We start from the raw sequence: 23,535 nt of genomic DNA on the forward strand, positions 1-23,535 counted from the left end.
ATCACATGGCAGAACAGGCAAAACTTCCCCTCGGCAAGCTGCTGATCCAGAAAGGCGTGATCAGCGAAGACCAGCTTCGCATCGCCCTGATCGAGCAGCGGCGCAGCAGCGAACCGCTGGGCAAGCTGCTGATCACCCTGGGTTTTGTGACGGAAGCCACCGTGCGCGAGGCCCTCAGCGAAAACCTGAAACAGGTCAGCGCGGATCTGTCCAGCCTGGTGGTCGACGCCATTGCCCTGAAACTGATCCCGAAGGACGTGGCCAAGCGCTACCGCGTGTTTCCCATCGTGTATGAACGGCAGGCGGACAACCTGATCCTGGCCATGGCCGACACGAGCAACATCGTGGCGCTCGACCAGATCAGCGCCATGCTGGTCAAGGGCATCACGATTTCCACCGTGCTCGTCAACGAATCGGACATTTCGCGCGCCATCGACCAGTACTATGGTTTCGAGCTGTCGATCGACGGCATCCTGCACGAAATCGAAACGGGCGAAGTCAGCTATCAAAGCATGGCCTCGCCATCGGACGAGTACAGCCAGCCCATGGTGCGCCTGATCGATGCGCTGCTGGCCGATGCCGTGCAGAACGGCGCCTCGGACATCCATTTCGAGCCGGAACAGTCGTTCCTGCGCATCCGCTACCGCATCGACGGCATCCTGCGTCAGATCCGCAGCCTGCACAAATCGTACTGGCCGGCCATGGCCGTGCGCCTGAAGGTGATGTCGAACATGAATATCGCCGAGGCGCGCGCGCCGCAGGATGGCCGCATCAGCATCAAGTTTTCCGGGCGGCAAATCGACTTCCGCGCCTCGGCGCAGCCCACCACGCATGGCGAAAACGTCGTGCTGCGGGTGCTGGACCGGCAAAAAGGCATCGTCCCGCTGGACGCCCTGGGCCTGGCCGACGCGGAACTGAACTTGTTGAAACTGATGATTGCACGCCCCGACGGCGTGATCCTCGTGACAGGCCCGACGGGCAGCGGCAAGACCACCACCCTGTATTCGATACTCAACCATATCAATACGGAAAGCGTCAACATCATGACCCTGGAGGACCCGGTCGAGTATCCGATGAACATGATACGCCAGACCTCCGTCAACGAATCCGTCAAGCTGGGCTTTGCCGACGGCATCCGCTCGATGATGCGGCAAGACCCGGACATCATCCTGGTGGGCGAGATCCGCGACCGCGAAACGGCGGAAATGGCCTTTGCAGCCGCCATGACGGGCCACCAGGTGTATTCCACCCTTCATACGAGCTCGGCCATCGGTTCCGTCGCGCGCCTGCTCGACATCGGCATCCTGCCCGACATCATGGCCGGCAACATCATCGGCATCGTGGCGCAGCGCCTGGTGCGGCGTTTGTGTCCGCATTGCAAGGAAACCGTCATTGCCGACGACGTCGAGCGCCGCCTGCTGGGCCTGGCCACGGATGAGGCGCCCGTCTCCATCTGCCGCGCCGTGGGCTGCGAGCGCTGCGCGCATCAGGGCTACAAGGGCCGCCTGGCGATCATGGAAATCCTCAAGATGACGGCCGAACTCGATGAGTTGACGGCGCGCCGCGCCAGCAGCCGCGAACTGAAGAACGCGGCGCGCGCGGCCGGCTTCAAGGGCATCGTCGACGACGGCATGCGCCGCGTGCTCGAAGGCGTCACCACACTGGAAGAAGTGGGCCGCGTGGTCGACCTGACGGAAAGGCTGGCCTGATGGCGCAATATGTCTACCGCGCCATGGATGCCAGCGGCGCATTGATTCCCGGCAGCATGGAGGCGGCCAACGTGCAGGACCTGGAAGCGCGCCTGCACCGCATGCAGCTCGACTTGATCGACTGCAAGATCACGGGCCAGTACCTGGTGTTGCTGGGCAAGCGGATCATCCACCGCCGCGACCTGATCAATTTCTGCTTCCACATGGAGCAATTGACGGGCGCGGGCGTGCCCATCCTGGAAGGCTTGAACGACTTGCGCGAAAGCACGGACCACCCGCGCCTGCGCGAAGTCGTCACGGATCTGATCGAAAGCATCGAGGGCGGCTTGCCCCTGTCGGGCGCACTGGCCCAGCATGGCGACATCTTCGACGCCACATTCACCAGCCTGATCCTGGCGGGCGAACAGAGCGGCAGGATCGCCGACGTCTTCAAGAACCTGTCGGAAAGTTTGAAATGGCAGGATGAGCTGGCCTCGCAGACGCGCAAGATCGTCATGTACCCCGTCATCGTGGCCATCGTCGTGGCGGCCGTGACGTTTTTCCTGATGATCTATCTGGTGCCCCAGCTGACGGCGTTCATCCGCAACATGGGCGGCGAGCTGCCGCTGCATACGCGCGTGCTGATCTTTGTCTCGAATGTGTTCATCGATTACTGGTATCTGCTGCTGGCCTTGCCCGTGCTGCTGTTTTTCGGCCTGCGCGCGCTCATCCGCCGCAGCGAGGCGGCCCGTTATGCGTGGGATGGCTTGAAGCTACGGCTGTGGCTGGTCGGCCCCGTGCTGCACAAGATCATCCTGGCCCGCTTCGCCACGTTTTTTGCCCTGATGTATGCCTCCGGCATCACGATACTCGAATGCATCCGCCTGTCCGAAGGCATCGCCGGCAACCAGGTGGTGGCGGCCGGCCTGCGCCGCGCCGCGCAGCTGATCGGCGAGGGTTACGGCGTGACCGCCGCCTTCCAGCACACGGGGATCTTCCCGCCGCTGGTGATCCGCATGCTGAAGGTGGGCGAGGCAACGGGTTCGCTGGACACGGCCTTGCGCAATGTCAGCTACTTTTACAACCGCGAAGTGAAGGAATTGATTGAAAAAGTGCAAGCCATGATCGAGCCGGCCATGACGGTCATCCTGGGCTTGCTGCTGGGCTGGATCATGCTGTCGGTACTGGGGCCGATCTACGACACCATCAGCACGATCAAAACTTGAGATTCGAGACCTGAGGCCGCCGTGTTCCGCAAACAATTACTTTACATCACCAGCGACACCCTGTACGCCTACGACTGGAACCACGGCGTGCTGGGCCCGGGCCAGGCCTTTCCCGCCAGCGCGGCCGGGCTGGACGGTTTCGCCGCGTGGCTGGAAGATCCGCAGGCACAGCGGCAAGACGTGCCCGCCTACCTGCTGACGGACTTGATCGAGGAAGATTTCCAGCGCCATCTGCTGCCCCACGTGCGTGGCAAGGCGGGCCGTGCCCTGCTCGAGCGGCGCAAGCAGCAATTGCACCGTGACACGCCCTACCGGGGCAGCACCCTGCTGGGCCGCGAAAGCACGGGCCGCCACGATGACCAGGTACTGTTTTTCGCCCTGACCAACCCAAGCTTGCTGCAGCCGTGGACGGAGGCGCTCGAGCACTTGCGCGTGCCCGTGGCCGGCATCTATTCGACCAGCCTGCTCAGTATCGCGCTGGTAAAAAAGCTGTCGATCGCGCACGAACACCTGCTGCTGGTGACGCAGCAGTCGGGCGGCTTGCGGCAAAGTTATTATGAAAAAGGCCAGCTGCGCTTTTCGCGCCAGACGGCCACCATCGCGCTCGACGGCGTGGCCGTGAATATCGCGCTGGAAACGGAAAAAACGCGGCAATTTCTCACCAGCACACGCATGCTGGCGCGCGGCGACGTCTTGAATACCGTCATCCTGGCGCCGGCCGCGCAGATCGCCAAGCTCGAATTATTGTGCGACAACGGCGTGGAAGTGGCTTACCACTTCATCGACCTGCAACTGGCCGCCGGGCGGGTCGGCTTGCGCCAGACGCCGACGCTGGCCGACGAATTGCTGCTGACCTTGCTGGGCAAGCATCCGCCATCCAGCCACTATCCACCCGGCGCGCTGGCCCGCTACTACCACTTCCAGCGCGCGCGCAAGACGCTGTATGGCGCCAGCGCGCTGATCGGCGCGTCAGCAGCCCTGTGGTGCGTGATCAATCTGCTTGGGGGCATAGCCGACGGGGCCGGCACGCAGCGCCTGGCGCAGGAAACGGCGTCCTACCAGGAACGCTACCGCAGCGTCATGTCGACGCAGCCGCCGGCGCCGGCCAAGACGCAGAACATGAAAGTGGCCGTGACCCTGGGCCAGATGATCGCCAGCCAGGCGCCGGAACCGGGCCGCCTGCTGGGCATGCTGAGCGCCGCGCTGGACCAGGCGCCGCAGGTTGCGCTCGGCCAGCTGCACTGGCATGCGGGCGGGGCGCCCGCGCGCGCGGCCGGCGGCCAGCCACCGCAGCAGCAGGCTGCGAGTTCGCCGCCCGGCAGCGCGATGGCCGGCATTCCCGTCGCGCCGCCGCAGGCGCTGCGCCTGGAAGCGGACGTGGCCATGCCGAACAATGACTACCGCGCCGCGCTGGCTGCCATCACGGCCTTCGCGCAAACCCTGGCGCGCCAGCCGCGCATGCAGGTGACGATCGAGGAAACGCCGCTCGACCTGCGTCCCAGCGCGGCCCTGTCCGGCAAGAGCGCCGCGCCGGCGCCGGACAGCCAGGCCCGGTTTACCCTCTTGCTGGAGTGGCAGCCATGAGCGGCCCCGTCAAGCAACCGCCCCTGCCCGGCATGCAGCGCGCTGCCACGCCCACGCGCACCCTGCCCGCGTGGCTGGGCGAACTGCGCCTGGTGCGCCGCGCCCTGCTGTGCTTTGCCCTGACCTTGCTGGCCAGCGTAGTGCTGCTCAGTCTGAGCGCCGCCTACCGCACGCGCGAAGCGCAACGGCTGTACCTGGCCCAGCACACGCGCGCGGCGGCGGCGACCCTGTTCAACCACGTGGAAGCGGAAAAGCAGGAAATCCGCGCCTACGAACCGCAATTCCTGGCCCTGCGCCAGCGCGGCCTGATCGGCGAAGAAAACCGCCTGGCCTGGATCGACGCCATCCGGCGCAGCCAGGAACAGCGCAAGCTGCTGCCGATCAGCTATGACATCAGTCCGCAGCAAGCGCTGAAGGTGCCGCTACCCATGGAGATGGGGCAATATCATTTGCACGGCAGCCGCATGCGCCTGCAGATGGATTTGCTGCATGAGATGGATTTGCTGAACCTGTTTGACGATTTGCGCCAGGCCGGCTATTTCGCCGTACAGGATTGCACGCTCAAGCGCCACGGAGCGGCCGGCAGCCAGGCAGCGCCCGCCCTGGGCGCCGAATGCGAGCTGCTATGGCTGACCGTCAACAGCGTGCCCGTGCAGGAGCGGCCATGAAGCGCACCCTGATCCTTGGCGCGCTGCTGGCCGGCGCCGCGCTCTCTGTCGATGCACAGGCACAGCAGCTGGGGCGTCTGTTTCTGTCGCCCGAGCAGCGCACCCAGCTCGACGCGCAGCGCTACGGGCCGCCGCCAGCCGATCCCGCCCTGGCTGCGGCGGCGCCACCACCGCCGCCGCCACCGCCCGCCCCGCCCGTGGAATTGAATGGCGTGGTGCAGCGCAGCAGCGGCCACTCCACCGTCTGGCTGAACCAGGAAGTGCAGAACGAACCGCACAATCGCCTTGCCCTCGGCAAGCCCGGCACATTGACCCTGCGCCTGTCGAACGGCCAGGTGGTGCTGCTCAAACCCGGCCAGCGCTACGATCCGGCCAGCGGCACTGTCACCGAGGTGCAGGAGACGCCGCCATGACGCCACGCCAAGCTCATCGCCACCCTCGTCGCCAGCGGGGCGCCGCCCTGTTGCTGCTGGTGGCCGTGCTTGGCCTGGGCGCGGCCAGCCTGCTGATCAGCGCCTTCGGCCGCGGCACGGGCGAGGCCGAACGCCAGCAGCGCACCCTGGCCACCCTGGCGCAAGCGCGCGAAGCCTTGCTGGGTTTTGCCGCCACGCAAGGCCGGCTGCCACGTCCGGCCGCCTCCGCCCTCGACGGGCGCGAACGGGCAGCCGACTGTGCCGACGATGCCGCATGCAGCGGCTTTTTGCCGTGGGTCGCGCTGGGCGTGGACGGTGTTGATGCCTGGGGCAAGCTGCTGCGCTACAGCGTCACGCCGGAAATGGCGCGCGCGCCCATCGTCTCGTTTTCCGCTGTCGCCAACAGGGTCGTGCTCGAACGCGGCGCGCGCGGCGAATTCGCCTTCGTGGCGGGCCAGGCACAATGCAACGTCAGCGCCCAATGCCTGCCCGTCGTACTGTTCTCGCAAGGCAAGGAGCATCACGGCACGTCCGCCAGCGGCGTGACGCAGATCAATACGGCGCGCGGCAATATCGACGAAGCGGCCAACGACGGCGACAGCCGCAGTTTCATTGCCCGCCCCGCCACCGGCAATGCCGCGCTGCCCGGCGGCGCCTTCGACGACATGCTGACCTGGATTACCTTGCCCGCCCTGTACCAACGCATGCGCGCCGCGCGCAACCTGCCATGAGCGTCCTCCATGCGCGCCGCCAAAGCGGCTTCTCCCTGATCGAGATCGCCATCGTACTCGTCATCGTCGGCCTGATGATAGGCGGTCTGGTCACGCCATTGACGGTGCAGCTGGAGCAGCGCAAGGTGGCCGAGACGCAACTGGCACTGAATGAGGCGAAGGAAGCGCTGACGGGCTACGCGCTGCGCTACGGCTACCTGCCGTGCCCCGCCGCCTCCGCCATGAGTGGCCTGGAAGACCGGCGCGGCACGCGCTGCACGGGCGAAAAACGCGCCGGGTTCCTGCCATGGGCCACCCTGGGGCTGCGCCAGGGCGACAGCTGGAACCATCTGTTCCGCTACAGCGTGACGCCGGCCTTCAGCGACAGCGGCCAGCTTTTCAACCTGACCACACCGCGCGACATCAGCATCGTCACGCGCAATGGCGGCGCCCTGCTGCAGGCGACGGCCTTGAACGACATCCCCGCCATGATCATGTCGCATGGCAAGAACGGTTTTGGCGCCACGGGCGTGCAGGGCCAGCGCCAGGCTGTGCCTTTCGGCAACAATGTCGACGAGCGCAACAATGCATCGAACGCCACCACCTTCATCAGCCGCGCCGCCAGCGGCCCGCAGCAGCCGGGCGGCGAGTTCGACGATCTCGTCGCCTGGGTGTCGCCGAACATCCTGTTCAACCGCATGGTGGCGGCGCAAAGGCTGCCCCGCTGATGCCGATGCTCTTGCCCGCCCTCACCATCGCCCGCTACACGCTGCTCGAAGCGCTGCGCAGCCGCCTGCCGTGGCTGTTCCTGCTGGCCGCCTGCGGCGCCGCCGCCCTGGCCGGCTTCCTGCAGCAACTGGCGCTGACGGAAAGCGGCGCCGTGCAGGCGGCCCTGCTGGCGGCCACCCTGCGCCTTGCCAGCATTTTCCTGCTGGCCACTTTCATTATTACCAGCATGGCGCGCGAAGCGGCCGACCGGGGCCTGGAATTGCTGCTCGCGCTACCCATGCCGCGCGCCGCCTACCTGCTGGGCAAGCTGCTGGGCTACGGAGCGCTGGCGGCCGTACCCGCCATACTCTTCGGCCTGTTGATGGCGCTGTTCGCCGCGCCCGCGCAATGCGCGCTGTGGGCGCTGTCGCTGCTGGGCGAACTGTGGATCGTCGCCGCCTTCAGCCTGCTGTGCGCGGCCAGCCTGCAGCAGGCCCTGCATGCGCTGGCCGCCACCGGCGGCTTCTATCTGCTGGCGCGCATGCTGGGCAGCTTGCAACTGCTGGCCCACGGCCCGCAAGCGGCCGACTCCTGGCCGCAGCGCGCCATGACCGGCGCCATCGACGTGCTGTCCCTGTTGCTGCCCCGCCTCGACGCCTTTACACGCACGGAGTGGCTGCTGTACGCGACGGGCGACTGGCAAGCCCTGGTCAATGTAGCGGCGCAAACCTGCATTTATGTGGCCTTGCTGGCCAGCTGCGCACTGTGCGACTTTTACCGCAGGAACATCTGATGGCGGCGACCACCCAGCGTCCATGGTCCAAGGTGCCGCGCCCCCTGTGCTGGCTGCTGGCGGCATGCATGCTGCTGCAGCTGGGCTGGCGCCTGGCGCAGCAGCATGCTCCCGCCCAGGCGCGTCCGCTGCCCGCCGCGCCGCCGGCTGGCGTGGCGCGCCTGGCCAGCCTGGGCGAACCGCTGGCCATGGCTAAGGCCATGCTGCTGTACCTGCAGTCGTTCGAAGACCAGGCCGGCGTCAGCCTGCCGTGGCGCGAACTCGACTATGACCGCCTGGCCGGCTGGCTGGAGACGGCGCAAACGCTCGATCCGCGCAGCCGGTATGCGCTGGTGGCCGCCAGCGAAGTGTATGCCGGCGTAGCCGACCCGCAGCGCGCGCGGCGCATGCTCAATTTTGTCGCCGCCAGCTTTGCGGCCGACCCGCAGCGCCGCTGGCCCGCCATGGCGCAGGCGGTGCTGGTGGCAAAACACCAGTTGCACGATTTGCCGCTGGCGCTCGGCTATGCGCGTGCGCTGCGCCAGCAGGCGACGGGGCCGCATGTGCCAGCGTGGGTGCGCGAAATGGAAGCGTTCATCCTGGAAGACATGGACCAGCTCGACGGCGCCCGCCTGGTGATCGGCGGCCTGATCGCCAGCGGCCAGATCAGCGACCCGCACGAACTGGCGTTCCTCGCGCGCCGGCTCGACGAGCTTGCCAAGAAGAAAGCAAGGGCGGCGCCATGAGCCGCTGTCCGAAAGGCCATGCGCATCCGGCATCAATTGCAGTAAACTGCCATCTCAAGCTGTCGTACTTTTTTTTCAAGGAAACCCCATGCCCCCACGCCGCCAGCACGGCTTTACGCTCGTAGAAATCGCCATCGTCCTGGTCATCATCGGCTTGCTGCTCGGTGGCGTGCTCAAGGGGCAAGGCTTGATCGACAGCGCCAAGGTGAAAAACATCATCCAGCAATCGAATGCGCTGACGGCCGCCGTCAACGCCTACCAGGACAAGTTCCGCGCCCTGCCCGGCGACGATATCCAGGGCACCGTGCACGTGCCCAATTCGGCCGGCAATGGCAATGGCGACGGCCAGATCGGCGATGGCCAGCCGCGCGAATTCACCCTCGCGCCGCAGCACCTGGCGCTGGGCGGCTTCATTACCGGCTCGTTCAACGGCACTTCGCAATTCATGACCAGCGCCCAGGGCGGCGCCGTCTACCTGTACAACGATGAAGTGGGCGGCCGCGCCGGCAACGGCATCCGCTTCGACAACCTGCCGGAGAGCTACGCGGAGCAGATCGACAGCAAACTCGACGATGGCGTGGCCAGCACGGGCAGCGTCCGGGCGAACATGCCCTACGGTAATGCCGGTGCTATCATTCCCCGCACCGCCGTCTTTTTCTGAGCCTCCAGTCACTATCAAAGGAATACCATGCCACTGCACCGCAAACTCATCGTTTCCCTGGCCGCCGCCTGCGCCTTGCTGGCCGGTGGCGCGCAAGCCCAATACGTGGGACCGACGACCGGCCCGGCCGCGCCCGGCAATGTGGCGGCCATCCTGAAAAATCCCGTCGACGACCAGGCCGTCGTGCTGCGCGGCCATTTGCTGCGCAAAGTGGGCAACGAGAAATACACCTTCTCCGATGGTACGGCGGAAATCCGCGTGGACATCGACGACAAGGTCTTCATGAACCGCAAGATCGATGCCAAGACCCGGGTGGAAATCCGCGGTGAAGTGGAAAAAGACTTCATGGAAAGCCCGGAAATCGATGTCGACGTGCTGACCCTGGTCCAGTAAGCCGCCTTGCCATCCCGCCGCCACGGCGGGATGGGTATTCCCCCTCTTCTGTATGCCTTGCGCAACCTTTTTTCCATGCCGGAAACTAGGCTTGTCAGAACAATCAATTTCGTCTAGCATCTTTTCATTCAACGTCAGCCAGCGCCAGCGTGAGCCTGCCTGTCGATTCATCCATTCTGGGAGCTTTCCGGGTGCAAGATTTGCCTTCGATACGCTCAAGAATTTCATGGCTGGTGCTCGCCTGGGTCATTCCGACGGCGCTGGTATTTCTGCTGCTCGTGGCGCAAAGCTACACGCGTGAACGCGACCATGTCGTCAGCGAAACGGCGCAGGCGGCGCGGGCTGTCGCGGCAGCCGTCGAACGCGACCTGAACGGCGCCCAGATGGCCGCGCGCATCCTGGCCGATTCGCCCGCCCTGCAAGCCGGCGACATCGACGCCCTGCGGGCCATGGCCGCCAGCCTGCTGCAGCCGGGCATGGCCGTCAGCGGCTTCATCGTCTCCGACGCCAAGGGCCGCCAGCTGATCAATACGGCCCTGCCCGCCAGCCAGGCGCCGCCGCCCTTGCCGCAAAAATGGGCCGCCAGCATGGAGCGCACGCGCGACTACGGCAAGCCGCGGCTGACCAGCCTGGCCAAGACGCCCGACAGCATACCGCAGCTGGCCCTGAATCTGCCGCTGCCGCGCAAGCAGGGAAGCGCCTACGTGCTGACAGCCCTGTACCCGCCCGACTACCTGTCCGTGCTGCTGCGCGAGCTGCACCTGCCAGCCTACCTGGGCGCGGCCATCATCAATGCCGATGGCATCAACGTGGCGCGCACCCTGGCGCCGCAGCGCTATGTGGGCCAGCGCACTGCTGCGCCCCTGCTGGAACAGATAAGCCAGGCGCGCGAAGGCGTGCTGCGCCATGCCACCCTGGAAGGCATCGATGTGTATACGGGCTTTCGCCGCGCCCCCGACGCCGCCTGGACGGTGGCCGTCACCATGCGCACCAGCACGGTGGCAGAAGCGCTGCTGCGCTCGGTAGTCACGGGATCCGTCATCCTGGCGCTGCTGCTGGCCGCCGGCTTTGCCCTGGCCTGGCGCGTGGGCGGCCGCCTGGCCCGCACCCTGCAGGAACTGACGCAGCAGATCCACGCGCTGGCGCAAGGCAAACCCTTGCTTTCGAACAAGCACACGGACCGCGAATCGGCCGACATGGCCAGCGCCCTGGGCACGCTGGAGCGCGACCTGCGGCGCCACCGCACGCAACTGGAAAGCCTGGTGGCCGAACGCACGCTGGCCCTGGAAAAATCCACGCGGCTGCTGGAAACCGTGTACGCGACGGCGCCGATCGGCATGCTGTTCGTGGACCTGGACTTGCGCATCGTCATGATCAACCACTACCTGGCCGCCATCAACGGCGCCAGCGTGGCTCAGCACCTGGGCCGTCCCGTGGGCGCCATGCTGTTCGACGACGCCGTGCGCGCGGAGGTGGAACGTTGCGTGCGCCAGGTGCTGGAGACGGGACAGCCCATTGTCGACATCGAATTGAAAGGCCATAGCGGCCAGCAGCGCGAACAGCTGAGTCACTGGATCGTCTCGTATCACCCGATTTTCGGCCCGGAACAGCAGTTGCTGGGCGTATCGGGCCTGTGGCTGGACATTACCGAGCGCAAGCGCAGCGAAGCGGAATTTCGCCGTTCAAAACACCTGTTTGGCACCATCATCGAAAACATCCCGGCCATGGTCTTCGTCAAGCGCGCCGACAAGCTGAGCTTTGAAATGATCAACCGCCACGCGGAGCTGACGCTGGGACGCTCGCGCGAGCAATTGCTGGGCAAGACGGACCACGATTTCTTCCCGCCGCAGCAGGCGTCCGCCTTCGTCAGCGCCGACCGCAAGCTGCTGGCCACGGGGCAGATGGTGGAAATCGAACAGGAAGCGATCAATACGGCCGATGGCACGACGCGCCACTTCACCACGCGCAAGGTGGTCTTGCGCGACGATGCCGGGCGCGCCAGCCATGTGCTGGGGGTGTCGATCGATATCACGGAACGCAAGCGCGCCACCGAAGTGCTGCACGCCGCCACCTGGCGCCTGGAACAGAATGAGCGCTTCATCCGCACCGTCACCGACAACCTGCCCGGCATGGTGTCGTACTGGGGCGCCGATTTGCGTTGCCTATTTGCAAATAAATTCTACAACGAATGGTTTGGCCGCAGCAGCGCCGAGCTGGCCGGCATCCACATGAGCGAATTGCTGGGTCAGGAACTGTTCGACGTGTATGCGCCCCACGTCGAGGGCGTGCTGGCGGGCCGGCCGCAAAGCTTCGAGCGCGACTTGCTCGATCCCGGCGGCCAGGTATGCCACACGTGGACCAATTACATCCCCGATTTCGACGACAGCGGCCGCGTGCGGGGCTTCTTCGTGCTGGCCTCGGACGTCTCCGAACTCAAGCGCACGGAATTGCGCCTGCACGAACTCAATGAACAGATGGTGCGCGCGCGCGACAAGGCCGAGGCGGCCAGCATCGCGAAGAGCGAATTCGTCGCCAACATGAGCCATGAAATCCGCACGCCGATGAACGCCATCATCGGCCTGGCGCGGCTTCTGGAAGAGTCGCCGCTGGAACGGCGCGAGCGCAGCTATGTCGGCAAGATCCAGATGGCCACGCAATCGCTGCTCAATATCGTCAACGACGTGCTCGATTTTTCCAAGATCGAGGCGGGGCAGATGGTGCTGGAACAGCGCCGTTTCCAGCTCGAACGCATGCTCGACAGCGTAGGCGTCTTGCTGGCCAGCAGCGCCTGGGCGCGCGGCGTGGAACCCGTCTTCGTGCTCGCCCCCGGCGTGCCGGACGAACTGATCGGCGACGCCCTGCGCGTGGAACAGATCCTCATCAACCTGGTGGGCAACGCCGTCAAGTTCACCTCGCATGGCGAAGTGGTGCTGGCCATCGGCAAGGTGGCCGAGGATGCTGCCAGCGCCATCCTCGAGTTTTCCGTGCGCGACACAGGCATCGGCATCGGCGCGGCCGAACAGGAACGCATCTTCGACGCGTTTTCTCAGGGCGACAGCGGCACCAGCCGCAAATACGGCGGCACGGGACTGGGGCTCGCCATCTGCCGGCGCATGGTGGAATTGATGGGAGGCACCCTCAGCGTGACAAGCGCGCTGGGCAAGGGCTCCGACTTCCGCTTCAGCTGCCGCTTCGACAAGGTGGCGCCGCCGCCCGAGCCGCCCGGCAAGGGCATGCCCAAGGCCCTGTCGCTGCTGATCATCGACGACAACGCCAGCGTGCGCGCCATGCTGGAAGACTGGTGCGCGGCGCAGGGCTGGCACAGCCGCAGCGCCGACAGCGGCGCGGCCGGCCTGGCGCTGCTGCGCGCCCACGCCAGCGGCGGGCCGGCGCACGATCTTGTGTTGCTCGACGCGGCCATGCCCGGCATGGATGGCATTTCCATGCTCACCGAGGCGCGCGCCGATGCACTCGTGGCGCTGCCGCCCGTGATCATGCTGGTGGCCGACCAGGATAGCGAAAACCTCGAACGCCTGGCCGACAGCCTGATGCTGGCCGGCATCGTCTCGAAACCGGCCACCCCGGCGCGCCTGCTGGCGGCCGTGACGGCCGTGCGCGAAGGCCGCAGCTCGCCTTCCGCGCTGCCCGTGTCCACGCCCTTGTCGGGTTTGCTCACAGGCATGCGCGTGCTGCTGGTGGAAGACAATGAAATCAACCAGGAAGTGGCGCAGTACATTTTGCTGCACTCGGGCGCGCGCGTGGCCGTGGCCGCCAACGGCCGGCTGGCCGTCGACTTGCTCACCAGCACGCCGGACGCCTGGGACGTGGTGCTGATGGATTTGCAGATGCCCGTCATGAATGGCTACGACGCCACCCTGGCCATCCGCGCCCTGGGCTTGCCGGACTTGCCCATCATCGCCATGACGGCCAATGCCATGGACGAAGACCGTCTGCGCGCCATCGCCAGCGGCATGAATGCGCATGTGGCCAAGCCCATCGATGTCGACGAAATGATCCAGACCCTGACCCGGCTGGTGCGCGCGCCCCTGAGCAGCGGCGACGGCGCTGCCCAGGCAGGCAATGCCGCCACGCAGACGCTGGACCTGCCGGCCGCGGTGCCCGGCATCGACCTGGCAGCGGCCTTGCACCGCTTCGGCGGCGACTACGGCGCCTTCCTGGCCCTGCTCAAGCGCTTTGAAAATTCGCAAGGCGACGCCGTCGAGGAAACCCGGCGCCTGCTGGCCGCCGGCCAGGCGCCGCAGGCGGCGCAACTGCTGCACCGCGTCTGCGGCGTGGCGGCCAACCTGGGCGCCACGCAGATCGCCAGCCTGGCCGCCGAGACGGAAAAAACGCTGAAAACGGGGCGATCGCACGCCACGGCAGCCTTGCTGGGCCGCCTGGAACAGGCGATGGCCGAAGTCATCGAAGCGGCGCGCACCCTGCCCTCGCCCCTGCGGCGCAGCCAGCCGGCAGCGGCCGCGCCCGGCAGCGGGCCGCTCGACCTGCACGCCGGCCTGTCCGAGCTGCTGGTCTTGATCCGCAACAACAACCTGAAAGCGCTGGCGCAATTCCACGCCCTGCACCCCGCCATACAACAGTCAGACCGGGAAGCGGCACTGGCGATGGCACATGCGATTGAAACGCTGAATTTTGCCGAGGCGGAAAAACTCGTGCTCGATCAGCTGAAACGAGAGGAAAACAAGTGAGCTGGACCAACCTTGCCATGAACGGGCGCATCCTCATCGTCGATGACGCCATGGAAAACATCCAGATCCTGCACCAGCTGCTGCGCGAGGAACACGACGTGCTGTTCGCCCTGAGCGGTGAAAAGGCGCTGGAAATTGCGCATAATCAACAGCCGGATCTGATCCTGCTCGACGCCGTCATGCCCGGCATGGATGGTTATGCCGTCTGCAGCGCGCTGCGCGAATCGGCGCTCCTGAGCGCCATTCCCGTCATCTTCGTCACGGCCCTGAACCAGCCCGAAGACGAGACGCGGGCGCTGGAAGCGGGCGCCGTCGATTTCATCACGAAACCGTTCAACGCGGCCGTCGTGCGTGCCCGCGTGCGCAGCCAGCTGACCATCAAGCGGCAGGCCGACGCCATGCGCGAACTGTCGCTGACGGACTCGCTGACAGGCGTGGCCAACCGGCGCAGCTTCAACGACACGATGGACAGCGAATGGCGGCGCTGCGCGCGCGACGGCGTGCCGATGGCCATCATCATGGCCGATATCGACCACTTCAAGGATTACAACGATACGTATGGCCACCAGGCGGGCGACCTGTGCCTGCAGCAGGTGAGCGCCGCCCTGCGCCGCTGCGCCGTGCGCCCGCCCGACCTGCTGGCGCGCTACGGCGGCGAGGAATTCATCATCCTGCTACCGCAGGAAACGCGCGACGGGGCCGAAGTGGTGGCACAGCGCATCCTCGACGAGGTGCGCGCGCTGCAAATCCCCCACGCCAGATCAGGCGTCGGCCCGCACGTCACCGTCAGCCTGGGCATGGCCAGCGTCATGCCCACGGAAGGCATGGACCCCAGCGCCCTGATCCGCGCCGCCGACGCCCTGCTGTACCGCGCCAAGCATACGGGGCGGGACAGGTATTGCGCGTCGGAGGGGGAGTGATCAGGGATAGCAGCGCATCAAAAACTCCGCCACGCACACGGGTTTCGTGTCGCCTTCCCGCTCCATGGTGACGGCCCAGTTTACTTGCGCCCCTTCCGGCAAGTCGTCGACGGAGAGGATGTCGAGCCGCGCGCGCAAACGGCTGCCGACAGGCACGGGGGCGGGAAAGCGCACTTTATTCAGGCCATAGTTGATGGCCATGCGGATGCCGGCCATGTGCAAGGCGCCCTGCAACATGGCGGGCAGCAGGGATAAGGTCAGGAAGCCGTGCGCCACGGTGCAGCCGTACGGCGACTCGCGCGCGCAGCGCTCCACATCGACGTGGATCCACTGGTGGTCGTCCGTGGCGTCGGCAAAGGTGTCGATGCGCTGCTGGGTGATGGTGAGCCAGTCGGAAACGGCCACGTGCTGCCCCGCCAAGGCATGAAAACCGGCGATGCCGGCGATATCACGCATGATTTTCTCCTGCGGGACGGCGGCCGAACATGCCCATGCCTTCGACGGTGGTCACCACTTCGCCATGCTGGTTGCGCACGCTCCACACGGAAATGACGATGCCGCGGTCCGGCTTTGACGTGGATGGACGCACTTCCTTGACCTGGTAGGTCAGCTGCAGGGTGTCGCCCGCACGCACGGGTTTGAGCCAGCGGATGCTGTCCAGGCCGGGCGAACCCATGCTGGACGAATGCTTGAGCAGGTTATCCACCACCAGGCGCATCATCATGCCGCAGGTGTGCCAGCCGCTGGCAATGACGCCCTTGAAGATGGTCTTTTCGGCGGCCGCATGGTCGACGTGAAACGGCTGCGGATCGAAATCCGTGGCGAAGGCGATGATTTCCTTTTCCGTCACATGGCGCTGGCCCAGGTCGATTTCCAGGCCTTGCGTAAAGTCTTCGAAATACCAGTGTTTCGGTGCGATAGCAGTCGATGCGGTCATGCGGTCTCCGTCGGCAAGAAGCCCGGCTGGGCGATAAAGCGCTCGATATGGTGCTCCACGTCGCCCAGGGTCAGGGCGATCATGGAGAGGCGCTTGAAATGGTGGGCGGCGGGCAATTCGTCCGTGACGCCCATGCCGCCATGCAAATGCACGGCTTGCTGGCCGACAAAGGTGGCGGCCAGCCCTATCCGCGCCTTGGCGGCCGAGACCGTGCGTCGCCGCTCAGACGCATCCTCGCTGTCGACCTTGGCGGCGGCCAGCATGGCCATCGAACGGGCCTGCTCCAGATGGATGAACATGTCGGCCATGCGGTGCTGCAAGGCCTGGAACTTGCCGATCGGCGCGCCGAACTGCTGGCGCGTCTTCAGGTAGTCCAGAGTGGCGGCGAAGATGGCGTCCATGGCGCCCACGGCTTCCGCGCACAACAGGGCGGCGCCATAGTCGAGCGCCGCGTCCAGCACGGCCCAGCCCTGCCCCGCCTGGCCGATCAGGGCCGCGTGACCCAGCACCACTTGTACGAGGGTGACGGTGGCGGCCCGCTGGCCGTCGATGGTGCGGTAATCGCGCACGGAAACGCCCGGCGCGTCGGCGGGCACGAGGAACAGCGAAATGCCATCCGTGTCCATCTGGCTGCCACTGCTGCGCGCCGAGACGATCAGCGCGCCGGCCTGTGCACCATGGATGACGACGCTTTTCTCGCCGTCGAGCACGAAGCCGTCGCCGCTGGCGGTTGCCGTGGTGGCGATATCATGCATATCGTGGCGCGACTGCCGTTCGCCCAGCGCGCAAGCCAGTTTCAGGCTGCCGCTGGCAACCTGCGCCAGCACAGCATCGTGGCCACCGGCCAGGGTCAAAAAGCGCGCACCCAGCACGGTGGCCAGGTAGGGCTCGACCACCAGGCCGCGGCCCAGTTCCTGCATCACCAGCAGCATGTCGACGGCCGTGCCGTCGAAGCCGCCAGCGCCGGCCGGCAGCGGCAAGGCCGTCATGCCCAGCTCGGACAGGGTGGCCCAGGCGGCATCGGACGTGCCGGTGGCGGAATGGATGATCTTTTGCCGCGTCTCAAACGGGTAATCCTTGTCGACCCAGCGCCTGAGCGCGTCGGCAAATTGCTGCTGTTCCTGATTAAAATGGAAGTCCATGTCGTCTCCTTCTGGCTTACAGGCCCAGGATCATCTGCGTGATGATGTTTTTCTGGATTTCATTCGAGCCGCCATAGATCGATGTCTTGCGGTAATTGAAGTAGTACGCGGCCAGCGGCGCGGCCAGGTCGTCGCCGCCAGCGCCGTGCGGCGCGCTGCCGTCAAGGAATGCCGGGTCGAACGGCAAGGCTTGCGGGCCGATGGCTTCGACCATCAGTTCCGTCAGTTGTTGCTGCAGTTCCGAACCGCGCACCTTCAGCATCGATGCCTGCGGTCCCGGTCCCTTGCCTTCTTCGCTGATGACGCGCAAGACCGTCATTTCCAGCGCCATCAATTCGATTTCCAGGTGGGCCACCTTGGCCGCAAAGGCGGGATCGTGCAGCAGTGGCGCGCCGCGCTTGCTCTGCTGCATGGCCAGTTGCTTGAGGAAAGTCAGCTCGCGCTTGGAGCGGCCCACGGCGGCGATGCCCGTGCGCTCGTGCCCCAGCAGATACTTGGCGTAGGTCCAGCCCTTGTTTTCCTGGCCGACCAGGTTGCTGACGGGCACGCGCACGTTGTCGAAGAAGACTTCGTTCACTTCATGTTCTTCATCGAGCATGATGATGGGGCGCACGGTGATGCCCGGCGTTTTCATGTCGATCAGCAAGAAACTGATGCCTTCCTGCTTGCGCACCGTGCTATCCGTGCGCACCAGACAAAAGATCATGTCCGCGTGCTGGCCCAGCGTCGTCCAGGTTTTCTGGCCATTCACGATGTAGTGGTCGCCGTCGCGCTGGGCCGTGGTTTTCAGGGAAGCGAGGTCGGACCCGGCGCCCGGTTCCGAATAACCCTGGCACCACCAGTCGTCGCAGTTCAGGATGCGCGGCAGATAGTATGCTTTTTGCTCGGCGTTGGCGAAGGCCATGATGACGGGCGCCACCATGTTGATGCCAAATGGCAAGATCGGCGGCGTGGCGGCGCGCGCGCACTCGTCTTCCCAGATGTGGCGCTGCACGGACGTCCAACCCGTGCCGCCATGTTCGACGGGCCAGGCCGGCGCGGCCCAGCCTTGTTGCGCGACAATCTTGTGCCAGCGCACGTAATCGTCGCGGTTCAGGCGCAGATGCTGGCGCACCTTGCGCTGCAAGTCCGCCGGCAAATGGGTGTCGAGGAAGGCGCGCACCGTGTCGCGGAAGGCGCTCTCCTCGGCCGTGTAATGCAGGTCCATGTCTGTCTCCTTGTTCTTATCGGTTGCCGTGATGACTGCACGCAAGGAAGCTCAGCGCACAAAAAAGCACGACCGTTCTCAAGGATTGTACAACAGATTGGGAGGCGCGCCAGGCCTTTTACACAGGCTGGCGCGCAAGGGAAGCGGGTGGAATTGGCTGACTGCTGGCCTTGGGACCGCGTCTAGGTGTGCGACAGGATATTAATGAGCTTGCCGAAAGGGTCGCGCACGAAAAACCGCCTGACACCCCAAGGTTCATCGGCAGGACCATATTCAATGGGAAACCCTGCTCCACGCATGCGTGCCAATGCGGCATCCACGTCATCGACTTCAATGGAAAGGTCGGGCACAGCGGTATTCGAGCCGCCTTCCGTCGCGAAGCTCACTTGCACGCTCATCTCGCTTTGCGAACCATACGTCATGATCCAGCCGTGGTCCATCAACAGGCTCAGACCCAGCACGTCCTGGTAAAACGTCCGCGCCAGGCCCGGATCCGACGCCGGGAAATTTGCAACGATACGCTTGACTTGCATATTTTTCCTCCATGTCTATATAAGTCCAACCCTGCTCAATATCGCCCTCCACGTCTCCAGACGTGTCCGCTTCTGGCGTGATGGCCACTTGACGCGATTACCTGTCAAGCAACATCCCCCGTAACAGCAATTCCAATGCCGCCACTCCATTTATCAGGCGCGCATTGCCTTCCTCACCTTCTGCGATCCAGAACGCCGCTTCTGCCAGACTGCCGTAGATCAGCGAAGCCAGTGCTTCTGGGCAAGCGTCGGCCACGATGCCTCGGTGAATCAGCTGCTGGATAAGCTTTTGCATCGACTCGAGGCAATGGCGCTGCGAGTCCGGTGAAGCGCCACCGAGGACCGCCCTCGCATCGCGTAAGACGATGCGCTGAATCTCCGGTTCCAGGGCCATCTCCAGATAGGCACGGCAGCGGCTGCGAAAGCCTTCCCACAAGTCTTCGGCGCCGTCGGAGATGGCTTGCAGGCGGCCATCCATTTCCGCGTCGATCTGCTCCACTACCGCCAGCAGCAAGCCCTTCTTGTCGCCGAAGTGATGATACAGGGCCCCACGCGTCAGGCCGGCCTGCGCGGTAAGGTCGTCCATTGACGTGTCGGCATAACCGCGCTCGCTGAACACTTTGCGGGCCGTGGCCAGCAACGATGCTCGGGTTTCTTCCATTTCCACACGGGTGCGGCGAACCATTGCTTCCTCCTTGCATACGTAGCGCATGATTGTTTACATACAGTGCGTATGAATATATACTATTCATACGCGATGTATGTATTATCACTGCGACGTATCTCCATTGCAAGCAAGGCATGCGCCGTTTATCGAATGATCACATGAAGGATATGAACCATGAGTACGTCTGCCTGCGCTGCCGCACAACCCCGTGTCCGCCACCCGTGGCTGGCGGTCTGCGCCGTCGGCATGGCCACCTTTTCGGTCGTGACGACGGAAATGCTCCCGGTCGGCCTGTTGACGCCGATTGCTGACACCCTGGGCACCTCCACGGGAACCGCCGGCCTGATGATCTCGCTGCCGGCATTGCTGGCGGCCATGTTTGCGCCGCTGGTCGTGGTCGCATCGGGCAGCCTGGACAGGCGCAAGATTCTCTGTGGTTTGCTGACACTATTGGTGATCGCGAACATTGCCTCGGCCCTGGCGCAGAACATGGCGTGGATGCTGGCTGCCCGTGTTCTCGTCGGGTTTTGCATGGGCGGCATCTGGGCCATCGCCGGCGGCCTCGCTTCCCGCCTGGTTCCTGCGCGCTCGACCGGCCTGGCAACGTCGATCATCTTCGGTGGCGTGGCGGCCGCTTCCGTGCTGGGCGTGCCGCTAGGCGCACAAATCGGCGACGTTGCGGGATGGCGCTGGGCCTTCGGCGTCATGGCGCTGTTCAGCAGCCTGGTACTGGCGCTGCATCTGGCCGTCATTCCCGCACTGCCCGCTGCCGGTGCGGCGACCTTGCGCCAATTCGGCAAACAGCTGCGCAACAGGCAGTTGCAAGCGGGGCTGCTTCTGACCCTGTTGCTGGTGACCAGCCATTTCATGGCCTTTACCTTCGTGCGCCCGCTACTGCTGTCCATGTCGGGGTTTGATACGCAATGGCTGGGCGCGCTGCTGTTTGCCTATGGCTGCGCGGGCATCATTGGAAACTTCCTGGCCGGTGTCGTGGCGGCGCGGCGCGCGGTGACTACCATCGTCGCCATCTCGGGCGGCCTGCTGCTCACGCCGCTGCTGTTCCTGGCTGTCGGCGACTCCGGCATCGGCGGCGGCGTGGTGCTGCTGGCCTGGGGACTGGCCTACGGTGGCGTATCGGTCGGCTTGATGACCTTGATGATGAAGGCGGCGCCCGGGGCCGTGGAGATCGTCGCCGCGCTGTATGTCGGTGTCTTCAATATCGGCATTGCGCTCGGGGCGTGGACCGGCGGCCAGGCCGTGGACAAGCTGGGCCTCTCGGCCAACCTGTGGCTTGCCGCAGGATGCGCCGCTGCCGCCTTGCTGCTGTCTTTTGGCATCCGCTTGGTTGACGCCGACAAGCAGCCTGGCCCTGCAAGAGACTGACTGTGGCCGCAATCAGCCGTACAGATGCAGCAGCACCTGCACGGCAACGATCTTGACGATGGTCATGCTGGGGAAAATCATCGCGTAACCGAGGTTCGGGCGATCCGACTTGGCCAGGCGGTTGGCGAACACCAGCACGGCCGGGTTGCCCGTGGCGCCGGCCGCGATGCCCAGCAATTCAGGAAACGGCAGGCGCAGGAAGACCTTGCCCAGGATCACGACAAGGGCCACCACCACCAGCACCGTCACGGCGCCCAGCGCCAGCATGGGCAAGCCGTCGGCGCCCACCTGCTGCACGAAGGGCAAGCCGGACGCCATGCCGACGGAAGCGAGGAAAATCGTCAAGCCATAGTTGCGCATCACCAGGTTGGCCGACAGCGGCAGGCGCCAGCTGATCCGGCCCACCCTGCCCAGGCGGCCCAGGATCAGTGCCATCACCAGCGGCCCGCCGGCCAGGCCCAGGCTGAACGAACCGATCCACGGCAAAGGGATCGGTACCAGGCCCAGCAGAACGCCCAGCACCATGCCCATGCCCAGCGAGACATAGCTGAACTCGGCCGTGGCCGTGATGGAATTGCCGAACAGCTTGCGCACATCGGCCGCATGTTTCGCAGGCGCAATGGCCATCACCCTGTCGCCGAATTCCAGGGTCAGGAACGGATGCGGCAGGATCATGGCGTCGCCGCGGCGGATGAACGCGATCTGCAGGGGGAAATCCTTGGACAGGTTCAGCTCGCCCAGAGGCACGCCGACGATTTCCGCGTCCGACACGAACACTTCCGTGCCATCGAACGCGCTGCGGTCCTTCATCAGCCGGCCCGGGTCCAGGTGGCCCAGCGCCGTGCGCGCCGCATCCACCCCCGCCACCGTGCCCGACACCATCAGCGCGTCCCCGACGCCGAGTACGAGGCCAGGGTCGGGCAAGCGGTTCTGGTGCCCCTGGCGCACGCCGATCACTTGCACGCCAGCCAGGGGGCCGTCGGCCAGTTCGGACAGGGCCGCGCCCGCCAATGTTGCTGCATCGATGGTAATTTCGGACACGACGATGGGTGCCGGCGGCGGCGTCAGCACGGGTTTCAAGATGCGCCCGGCCAGGTACAGGCCCAGCATGGGGCCGACGACGCCGAACGGATACGCGACGGCATAGCCGACGGCCGCGTCGCCATTGCCGTGCGACGCCTCCAGCGCCGCCTGCAAGGCAGCCGTGCTGGTCATGGCGCCGGCAAACACGCCGCTGGCCATGCGCAGAGAAATGTCAATCCACTGCCCGCCCCAGACAGACACGGCCAGGCCGCCCATGACGGCAATAAAAGCGATCACATTGTGTTTCTGCCCCGCACCGCGCAAGCCGGCGAAAAACTGCACGCCGTACTGCACGCCTATGCCATATAGAAACAGCAGCAGGCCGATGGAGCCGACCATCGGCGGCGGCACGGAGCCGGGAGCAAACGCGCCCAGCGCCAGCCCCGCGAACAGCACGCCGCCCACGCCCAGAGAAAAGCCGAACACGCTGATGCGCCCCAGCGCATAACCGGCGCCGATGACGAGAAACAGGGCGAGAATGGGCGTGGACTCCAGCGTGTGGCGAAATAATTGAAGCATCAGGCAACCTTGGTCTGGGGAAGGCCCAGTTTAGCATGCACAAAAGCAACACGATGGCGATGATGACAAGCAAGCGTGCGCAGGTTTGTACCTGAAAAACGGGCAAAAAAAAGCCCGCTATGGAAGCGGGCTGAATCTAATTCCTGTGAGGAAGTAGAGGAGACAGGTGAATGATGCCGCATCGCAGCATATCATTCCAATTGCATGTTGTGATGATGGAAATATGATTTATCAATATCTGCTCGCCTCCTCGCGCAGCGCCTGGTGCACGGCGGGACGCTCGCCGACGCGCTCGATCAAGCGCCTCACGTGCGGGAAGGCCGACAGATCCACCTGCGTATGCGCCGACCAGCCGAGGATGGTGTACAGATAGGCATCCGCGATGGAATAGCGCTCGCCCAGCAGATACGGCCCGCCGGCCGCCAGTTGCCGCTCGACATAATCGAGGCGTGCGGCCAGGCGCGAGCGGGCCACGTCCTGCGCCTGCGTGCCGTATTCCGGGTGGAACAGCCAGGGGCTGAACACCTTGTGCAGCTCGGTGGCAATAAACCCCAGCCACGATTGCAGCTGCACGCGTGCCAGGGAACCCGGCGGCGGCGCCAGGCCGCTGTCCGGCGACAGATCGGCCAGATATTGCACGATGGCCGTGCCCTCCAGCAAGACGGTGCCATCGTCCAGCACCAGCGCCGGCACATACAGGTTCGCATTCACTTGCGCGTAGTCGGCGCCCGTTTCCGTGACGCGTGGAATCTTGCGAATATCGACTCTTTCCAGTTCCAGCGCGATGCCCGCCTCGATGGCCACGATGTGCGGCGACAGGGAACATGTGCCCGTTGCGTAATACAGTTTCATGATTACTCCTCGAAAAG

22 protein-coding genes are annotated in these 23,535 nt (G+C 65.1%); 14 read left to right on the forward strand and 8 right to left on the reverse strand.

Going from position 1 to position 23,535, the window contains the following annotated elements; translation table 11 throughout:
* Positions 1 to 5: 5 nt before the first annotated feature.
* The 13 genes from LSO07_RS18710 (at position 6) to LSO07_RS18770 (ending at position 15,195) form a co-directional block, all read left to right on the forward strand.
* Complete coding sequence (locus LSO07_RS18710) at positions 6 to 1,709, forward strand: GspE/PulE family protein (RefSeq protein ID WP_034781094.1); 1,704 nt, start codon at positions 6 to 8, stop codon at positions 1,707 to 1,709.
* A complete protein-coding gene (locus LSO07_RS18715; protein WP_151096248.1) occupies positions 1,709 to 2,914 on the forward strand; it encodes a type II secretion system F family protein in 1,206 nt (401 codons plus the stop codon). The genes LSO07_RS18710 and LSO07_RS18715 overlap by 1 nt, the downstream gene beginning before the upstream one ends.
* A 21-nt stretch (positions 2,915 to 2,935) precedes the next feature.
* Positions 2,936 to 4,498: a hypothetical protein gene (locus LSO07_RS18720; protein ID WP_070281980.1), complete on the forward strand. Its 1,563-nt coding sequence runs from the start codon at positions 2,936 to 2,938 to the stop codon at positions 4,496 to 4,498.
* Positions 4,495 to 5,166 (forward strand): hypothetical protein, encoded by a 672-nt coding sequence (locus LSO07_RS18725; RefSeq protein WP_225317353.1) that lies wholly within the window; start codon positions 4,495 to 4,497, stop codon positions 5,164 to 5,166. Before LSO07_RS18720 ends, LSO07_RS18725 begins: the two co-directional genes overlap by 4 nt.
* On the forward strand, positions 5,163 to 5,579 hold the full coding sequence (locus LSO07_RS18730) for a hypothetical protein (protein ID WP_151096249.1): 417 nt from the start codon (positions 5,163 to 5,165) through the stop codon (positions 5,577 to 5,579). The genes LSO07_RS18725 and LSO07_RS18730 overlap by 4 nt, the downstream gene beginning before the upstream one ends.
* On the forward strand, positions 5,576 to 6,310 hold the full coding sequence (locus LSO07_RS18735; protein WP_151096250.1) for a hypothetical protein: 735 nt from the start codon (positions 5,576 to 5,578) through the stop codon (positions 6,308 to 6,310). Before LSO07_RS18730 ends, LSO07_RS18735 begins: the two co-directional genes overlap by 4 nt.
* Positions 6,307 to 7,017 carry a prepilin-type N-terminal cleavage/methylation domain-containing protein gene (locus tag LSO07_RS18740; protein ID WP_151096251.1) on the forward strand — a complete coding sequence of 237 codons (711 nt, stop codon included), beginning with the start codon at positions 6,307 to 6,309 and terminating at the stop codon, positions 7,015 to 7,017. The genes LSO07_RS18735 and LSO07_RS18740 overlap by 4 nt, the downstream gene beginning before the upstream one ends.
* Positions 7,017 to 7,790, forward strand: a complete 774-nt coding sequence (locus LSO07_RS18745) for an ABC transporter permease (protein WP_191909723.1) — start codon at positions 7,017 to 7,019, stop codon at positions 7,788 to 7,790. Before LSO07_RS18740 ends, LSO07_RS18745 begins: the two co-directional genes overlap by 1 nt.
* Positions 7,790 to 8,515, forward strand: coding sequence for a hypothetical protein (locus LSO07_RS18750; protein ID WP_151096252.1), 726 nt, complete (start codon positions 7,790 to 7,792; stop codon positions 8,513 to 8,515). Before LSO07_RS18745 ends, LSO07_RS18750 begins: the two co-directional genes overlap by 1 nt.
* An 88-nt stretch (positions 8,516 to 8,603) precedes the next feature.
* Positions 8,604 to 9,176, forward strand: coding sequence for a prepilin-type N-terminal cleavage/methylation domain-containing protein (locus LSO07_RS18755; protein WP_034781076.1), 573 nt, complete (start codon positions 8,604 to 8,606; stop codon positions 9,174 to 9,176).
* A 27-nt stretch (positions 9,177 to 9,203) separates the two neighbouring features.
* On the forward strand, positions 9,204 to 9,569 hold the full coding sequence (locus LSO07_RS18760; protein ID WP_151096253.1) for a YgiW/YdeI family stress tolerance OB fold protein: 366 nt from the start codon (positions 9,204 to 9,206) through the stop codon (positions 9,567 to 9,569).
* 233 nt (positions 9,570 to 9,802) lie between these two features.
* Positions 9,803 to 14,275 (forward strand): PAS domain-containing protein, encoded by a 4,473-nt coding sequence (locus tag LSO07_RS18765; protein ID WP_151096254.1) that lies wholly within the window; start codon positions 9,803 to 9,805, stop codon positions 14,273 to 14,275.
* The gene (locus LSO07_RS18770; RefSeq protein WP_034781074.1) at positions 14,272 to 15,195 is read left to right on the forward strand and encodes a diguanylate cyclase domain-containing protein; all 924 of its coding nucleotides are present in this window, start codon (positions 14,272 to 14,274) and stop codon (positions 15,193 to 15,195) included. Before LSO07_RS18765 ends, LSO07_RS18770 begins: the two co-directional genes overlap by 4 nt.
* Here LSO07_RS18770 and LSO07_RS18775 read toward each other — a convergent pair whose 3' ends face one another.
* The 6 genes from LSO07_RS18775 to LSO07_RS18800 all read right to left on the reverse strand — a co-directional run bounded on the left by LSO07_RS18775 (position 15,196) and on the right by LSO07_RS18800 (position 19,699).
* A complete protein-coding gene (locus LSO07_RS18775) occupies positions 15,196 to 15,651 on the reverse strand; it encodes a MaoC family dehydratase (protein WP_151096255.1) in 456 nt (151 codons plus the stop codon).
* Complete coding sequence (locus LSO07_RS18780; RefSeq protein ID WP_034781070.1) at positions 15,644 to 16,132, reverse strand: MaoC family dehydratase; 489 nt, start codon at positions 16,130 to 16,132, stop codon at positions 15,644 to 15,646. The genes LSO07_RS18775 and LSO07_RS18780 overlap by 8 nt, the downstream gene beginning before the upstream one ends.
* Positions 16,129 to 17,274, reverse strand: coding sequence for an acyl-CoA dehydrogenase family protein (locus LSO07_RS18785; protein WP_151096256.1), 1,146 nt, complete (start codon positions 17,272 to 17,274; stop codon positions 16,129 to 16,131). Before LSO07_RS18785 ends, LSO07_RS18780 begins: the two co-directional genes overlap by 4 nt.
* 16 nt (positions 17,275 to 17,290) lie before the next feature.
* Positions 17,291 to 18,481: an acyl-CoA dehydrogenase family protein gene (locus LSO07_RS18790; protein ID WP_151096257.1), complete on the reverse strand. Its 1,191-nt coding sequence runs from the start codon at positions 18,479 to 18,481 to the stop codon at positions 17,291 to 17,293.
* 182 nt (positions 18,482 to 18,663) lie between these two features.
* Entirely contained in the window at positions 18,664 to 19,014 is a 351-nt protein-coding gene (locus tag LSO07_RS18795) for a VOC family protein (protein WP_034781067.1), read from the reverse strand.
* Positions 19,015 to 19,111: 97 nt separating this feature from the next.
* Positions 19,112 to 19,699: a TetR/AcrR family transcriptional regulator gene (locus tag LSO07_RS18800; RefSeq protein ID WP_151096258.1), complete on the reverse strand. Its 588-nt coding sequence runs from the start codon at positions 19,697 to 19,699 to the stop codon at positions 19,112 to 19,114.
* A gap of 156 nt (positions 19,700 to 19,855) precedes the next feature.
* Between LSO07_RS18800 and LSO07_RS18805 the strand changes: the two genes are divergently transcribed.
* Positions 19,856 to 21,064, forward strand: coding sequence for an MFS transporter (locus LSO07_RS18805; RefSeq protein WP_151096259.1), 1,209 nt, complete (start codon positions 19,856 to 19,858; stop codon positions 21,062 to 21,064).
* A gap of 12 nt (positions 21,065 to 21,076) precedes the next feature.
* Here the strand turns inward: LSO07_RS18805 and LSO07_RS18810 are convergent, their stop codons facing one another.
* Positions 21,077 to 22,666, reverse strand: coding sequence for an aspartate:alanine exchanger family transporter (locus LSO07_RS18810; protein ID WP_151096260.1), 1,590 nt, complete (start codon positions 22,664 to 22,666; stop codon positions 21,077 to 21,079).
* 231 nt (positions 22,667 to 22,897) lie between these two features.
* Positions 22,898 to 23,518, reverse strand: a complete 621-nt coding sequence (gene gstA / locus LSO07_RS18815; RefSeq protein ID WP_151096261.1) for a glutathione transferase GstA — start codon at positions 23,516 to 23,518, stop codon at positions 22,898 to 22,900.
* Positions 23,519 to 23,535 lie beyond the last annotated feature (17 nt).

Origin of the sequence: Janthinobacterium sp. PLB04, assembly GCF_021165895.1 — a bacterium.
Taxonomy (GTDB): Bacteria; Pseudomonadota; Gammaproteobacteria; order Burkholderiales; family Burkholderiaceae_D; genus Janthinobacterium; species Janthinobacterium lividum.

What these genes read in the sequence shown, in the direction of transcription:
- gstA (WP_151096261.1), bottom strand. Translation starts at nt 23,518, where the DNA reads ATGAAACTGTATTACGCAACGGGCACATGTTCCCTGTCGCCGCACATC.
- LSO07_RS18725 (WP_225317353.1), top strand. Translation starts at nt 4,495, where the DNA reads ATGAGCGGCCCCGTCAAGCAACCGCCCCTGCCCGGCATGCAGCGCGCT.
- LSO07_RS18780 (WP_034781070.1), bottom strand. Translation starts at nt 16,132, where the DNA reads ATGACCGCATCGACTGCTATCGCACCGAAACACTGGTATTTCGAAGAC.
- LSO07_RS18810 (WP_151096260.1), bottom strand. Translation starts at nt 22,666, where the DNA reads ATGCTTCAATTATTTCGCCACACGCTGGAGTCCACGCCCATTCTCGCC.
- LSO07_RS18755 (WP_034781076.1), top strand. Translation starts at nt 8,604, where the DNA reads ATGCCCCCACGCCGCCAGCACGGCTTTACGCTCGTAGAAATCGCCATC.
- LSO07_RS18760 (WP_151096253.1), top strand. Translation starts at nt 9,204, where the DNA reads ATGCCACTGCACCGCAAACTCATCGTTTCCCTGGCCGCCGCCTGCGCC.
- LSO07_RS18710 (WP_034781094.1), top strand. Translation starts at nt 6, where the DNA reads ATGGCAGAACAGGCAAAACTTCCCCTCGGCAAGCTGCTGATCCAGAAA.
- LSO07_RS18775 (WP_151096255.1), bottom strand. Translation starts at nt 15,651, where the DNA reads ATGCGTGATATCGCCGGCATCGCCGGTTTTCATGCCTTGGCGGGGCAG.
- LSO07_RS18750 (WP_151096252.1), top strand. Translation starts at nt 7,790, where the DNA reads ATGGCGGCGACCACCCAGCGTCCATGGTCCAAGGTGCCGCGCCCCCTG.
- LSO07_RS18730 (WP_151096249.1), top strand. Translation starts at nt 5,163, where the DNA reads ATGAAGCGCACCCTGATCCTTGGCGCGCTGCTGGCCGGCGCCGCGCTC.
- LSO07_RS18715 (WP_151096248.1), top strand. Translation starts at nt 1,709, where the DNA reads ATGGCGCAATATGTCTACCGCGCCATGGATGCCAGCGGCGCATTGATT.
- LSO07_RS18745 (WP_191909723.1), top strand. Translation starts at nt 7,017, where the DNA reads ATGCCGATGCTCTTGCCCGCCCTCACCATCGCCCGCTACACGCTGCTC.
- LSO07_RS18795 (WP_034781067.1), bottom strand. Translation starts at nt 19,014, where the DNA reads ATGCAAGTCAAGCGTATCGTTGCAAATTTCCCGGCGTCGGATCCGGGC.
- LSO07_RS18805 (WP_151096259.1), top strand. Translation starts at nt 19,856, where the DNA reads ATGAGTACGTCTGCCTGCGCTGCCGCACAACCCCGTGTCCGCCACCCG.
- LSO07_RS18785 (WP_151096256.1), bottom strand. Translation starts at nt 17,274, where the DNA reads ATGGACTTCCATTTTAATCAGGAACAGCAGCAATTTGCCGACGCGCTC.
- LSO07_RS18800 (WP_151096258.1), bottom strand. Translation starts at nt 19,699, where the DNA reads ATGGTTCGCCGCACCCGTGTGGAAATGGAAGAAACCCGAGCATCGTTG.
- LSO07_RS18790 (WP_151096257.1), bottom strand. Translation starts at nt 18,481, where the DNA reads ATGGACCTGCATTACACGGCCGAGGAGAGCGCCTTCCGCGACACGGTG.
- LSO07_RS18735 (WP_151096250.1), top strand. Translation starts at nt 5,576, where the DNA reads ATGACGCCACGCCAAGCTCATCGCCACCCTCGTCGCCAGCGGGGCGCC.
- LSO07_RS18740 (WP_151096251.1), top strand. Translation starts at nt 6,307, where the DNA reads ATGAGCGTCCTCCATGCGCGCCGCCAAAGCGGCTTCTCCCTGATCGAG.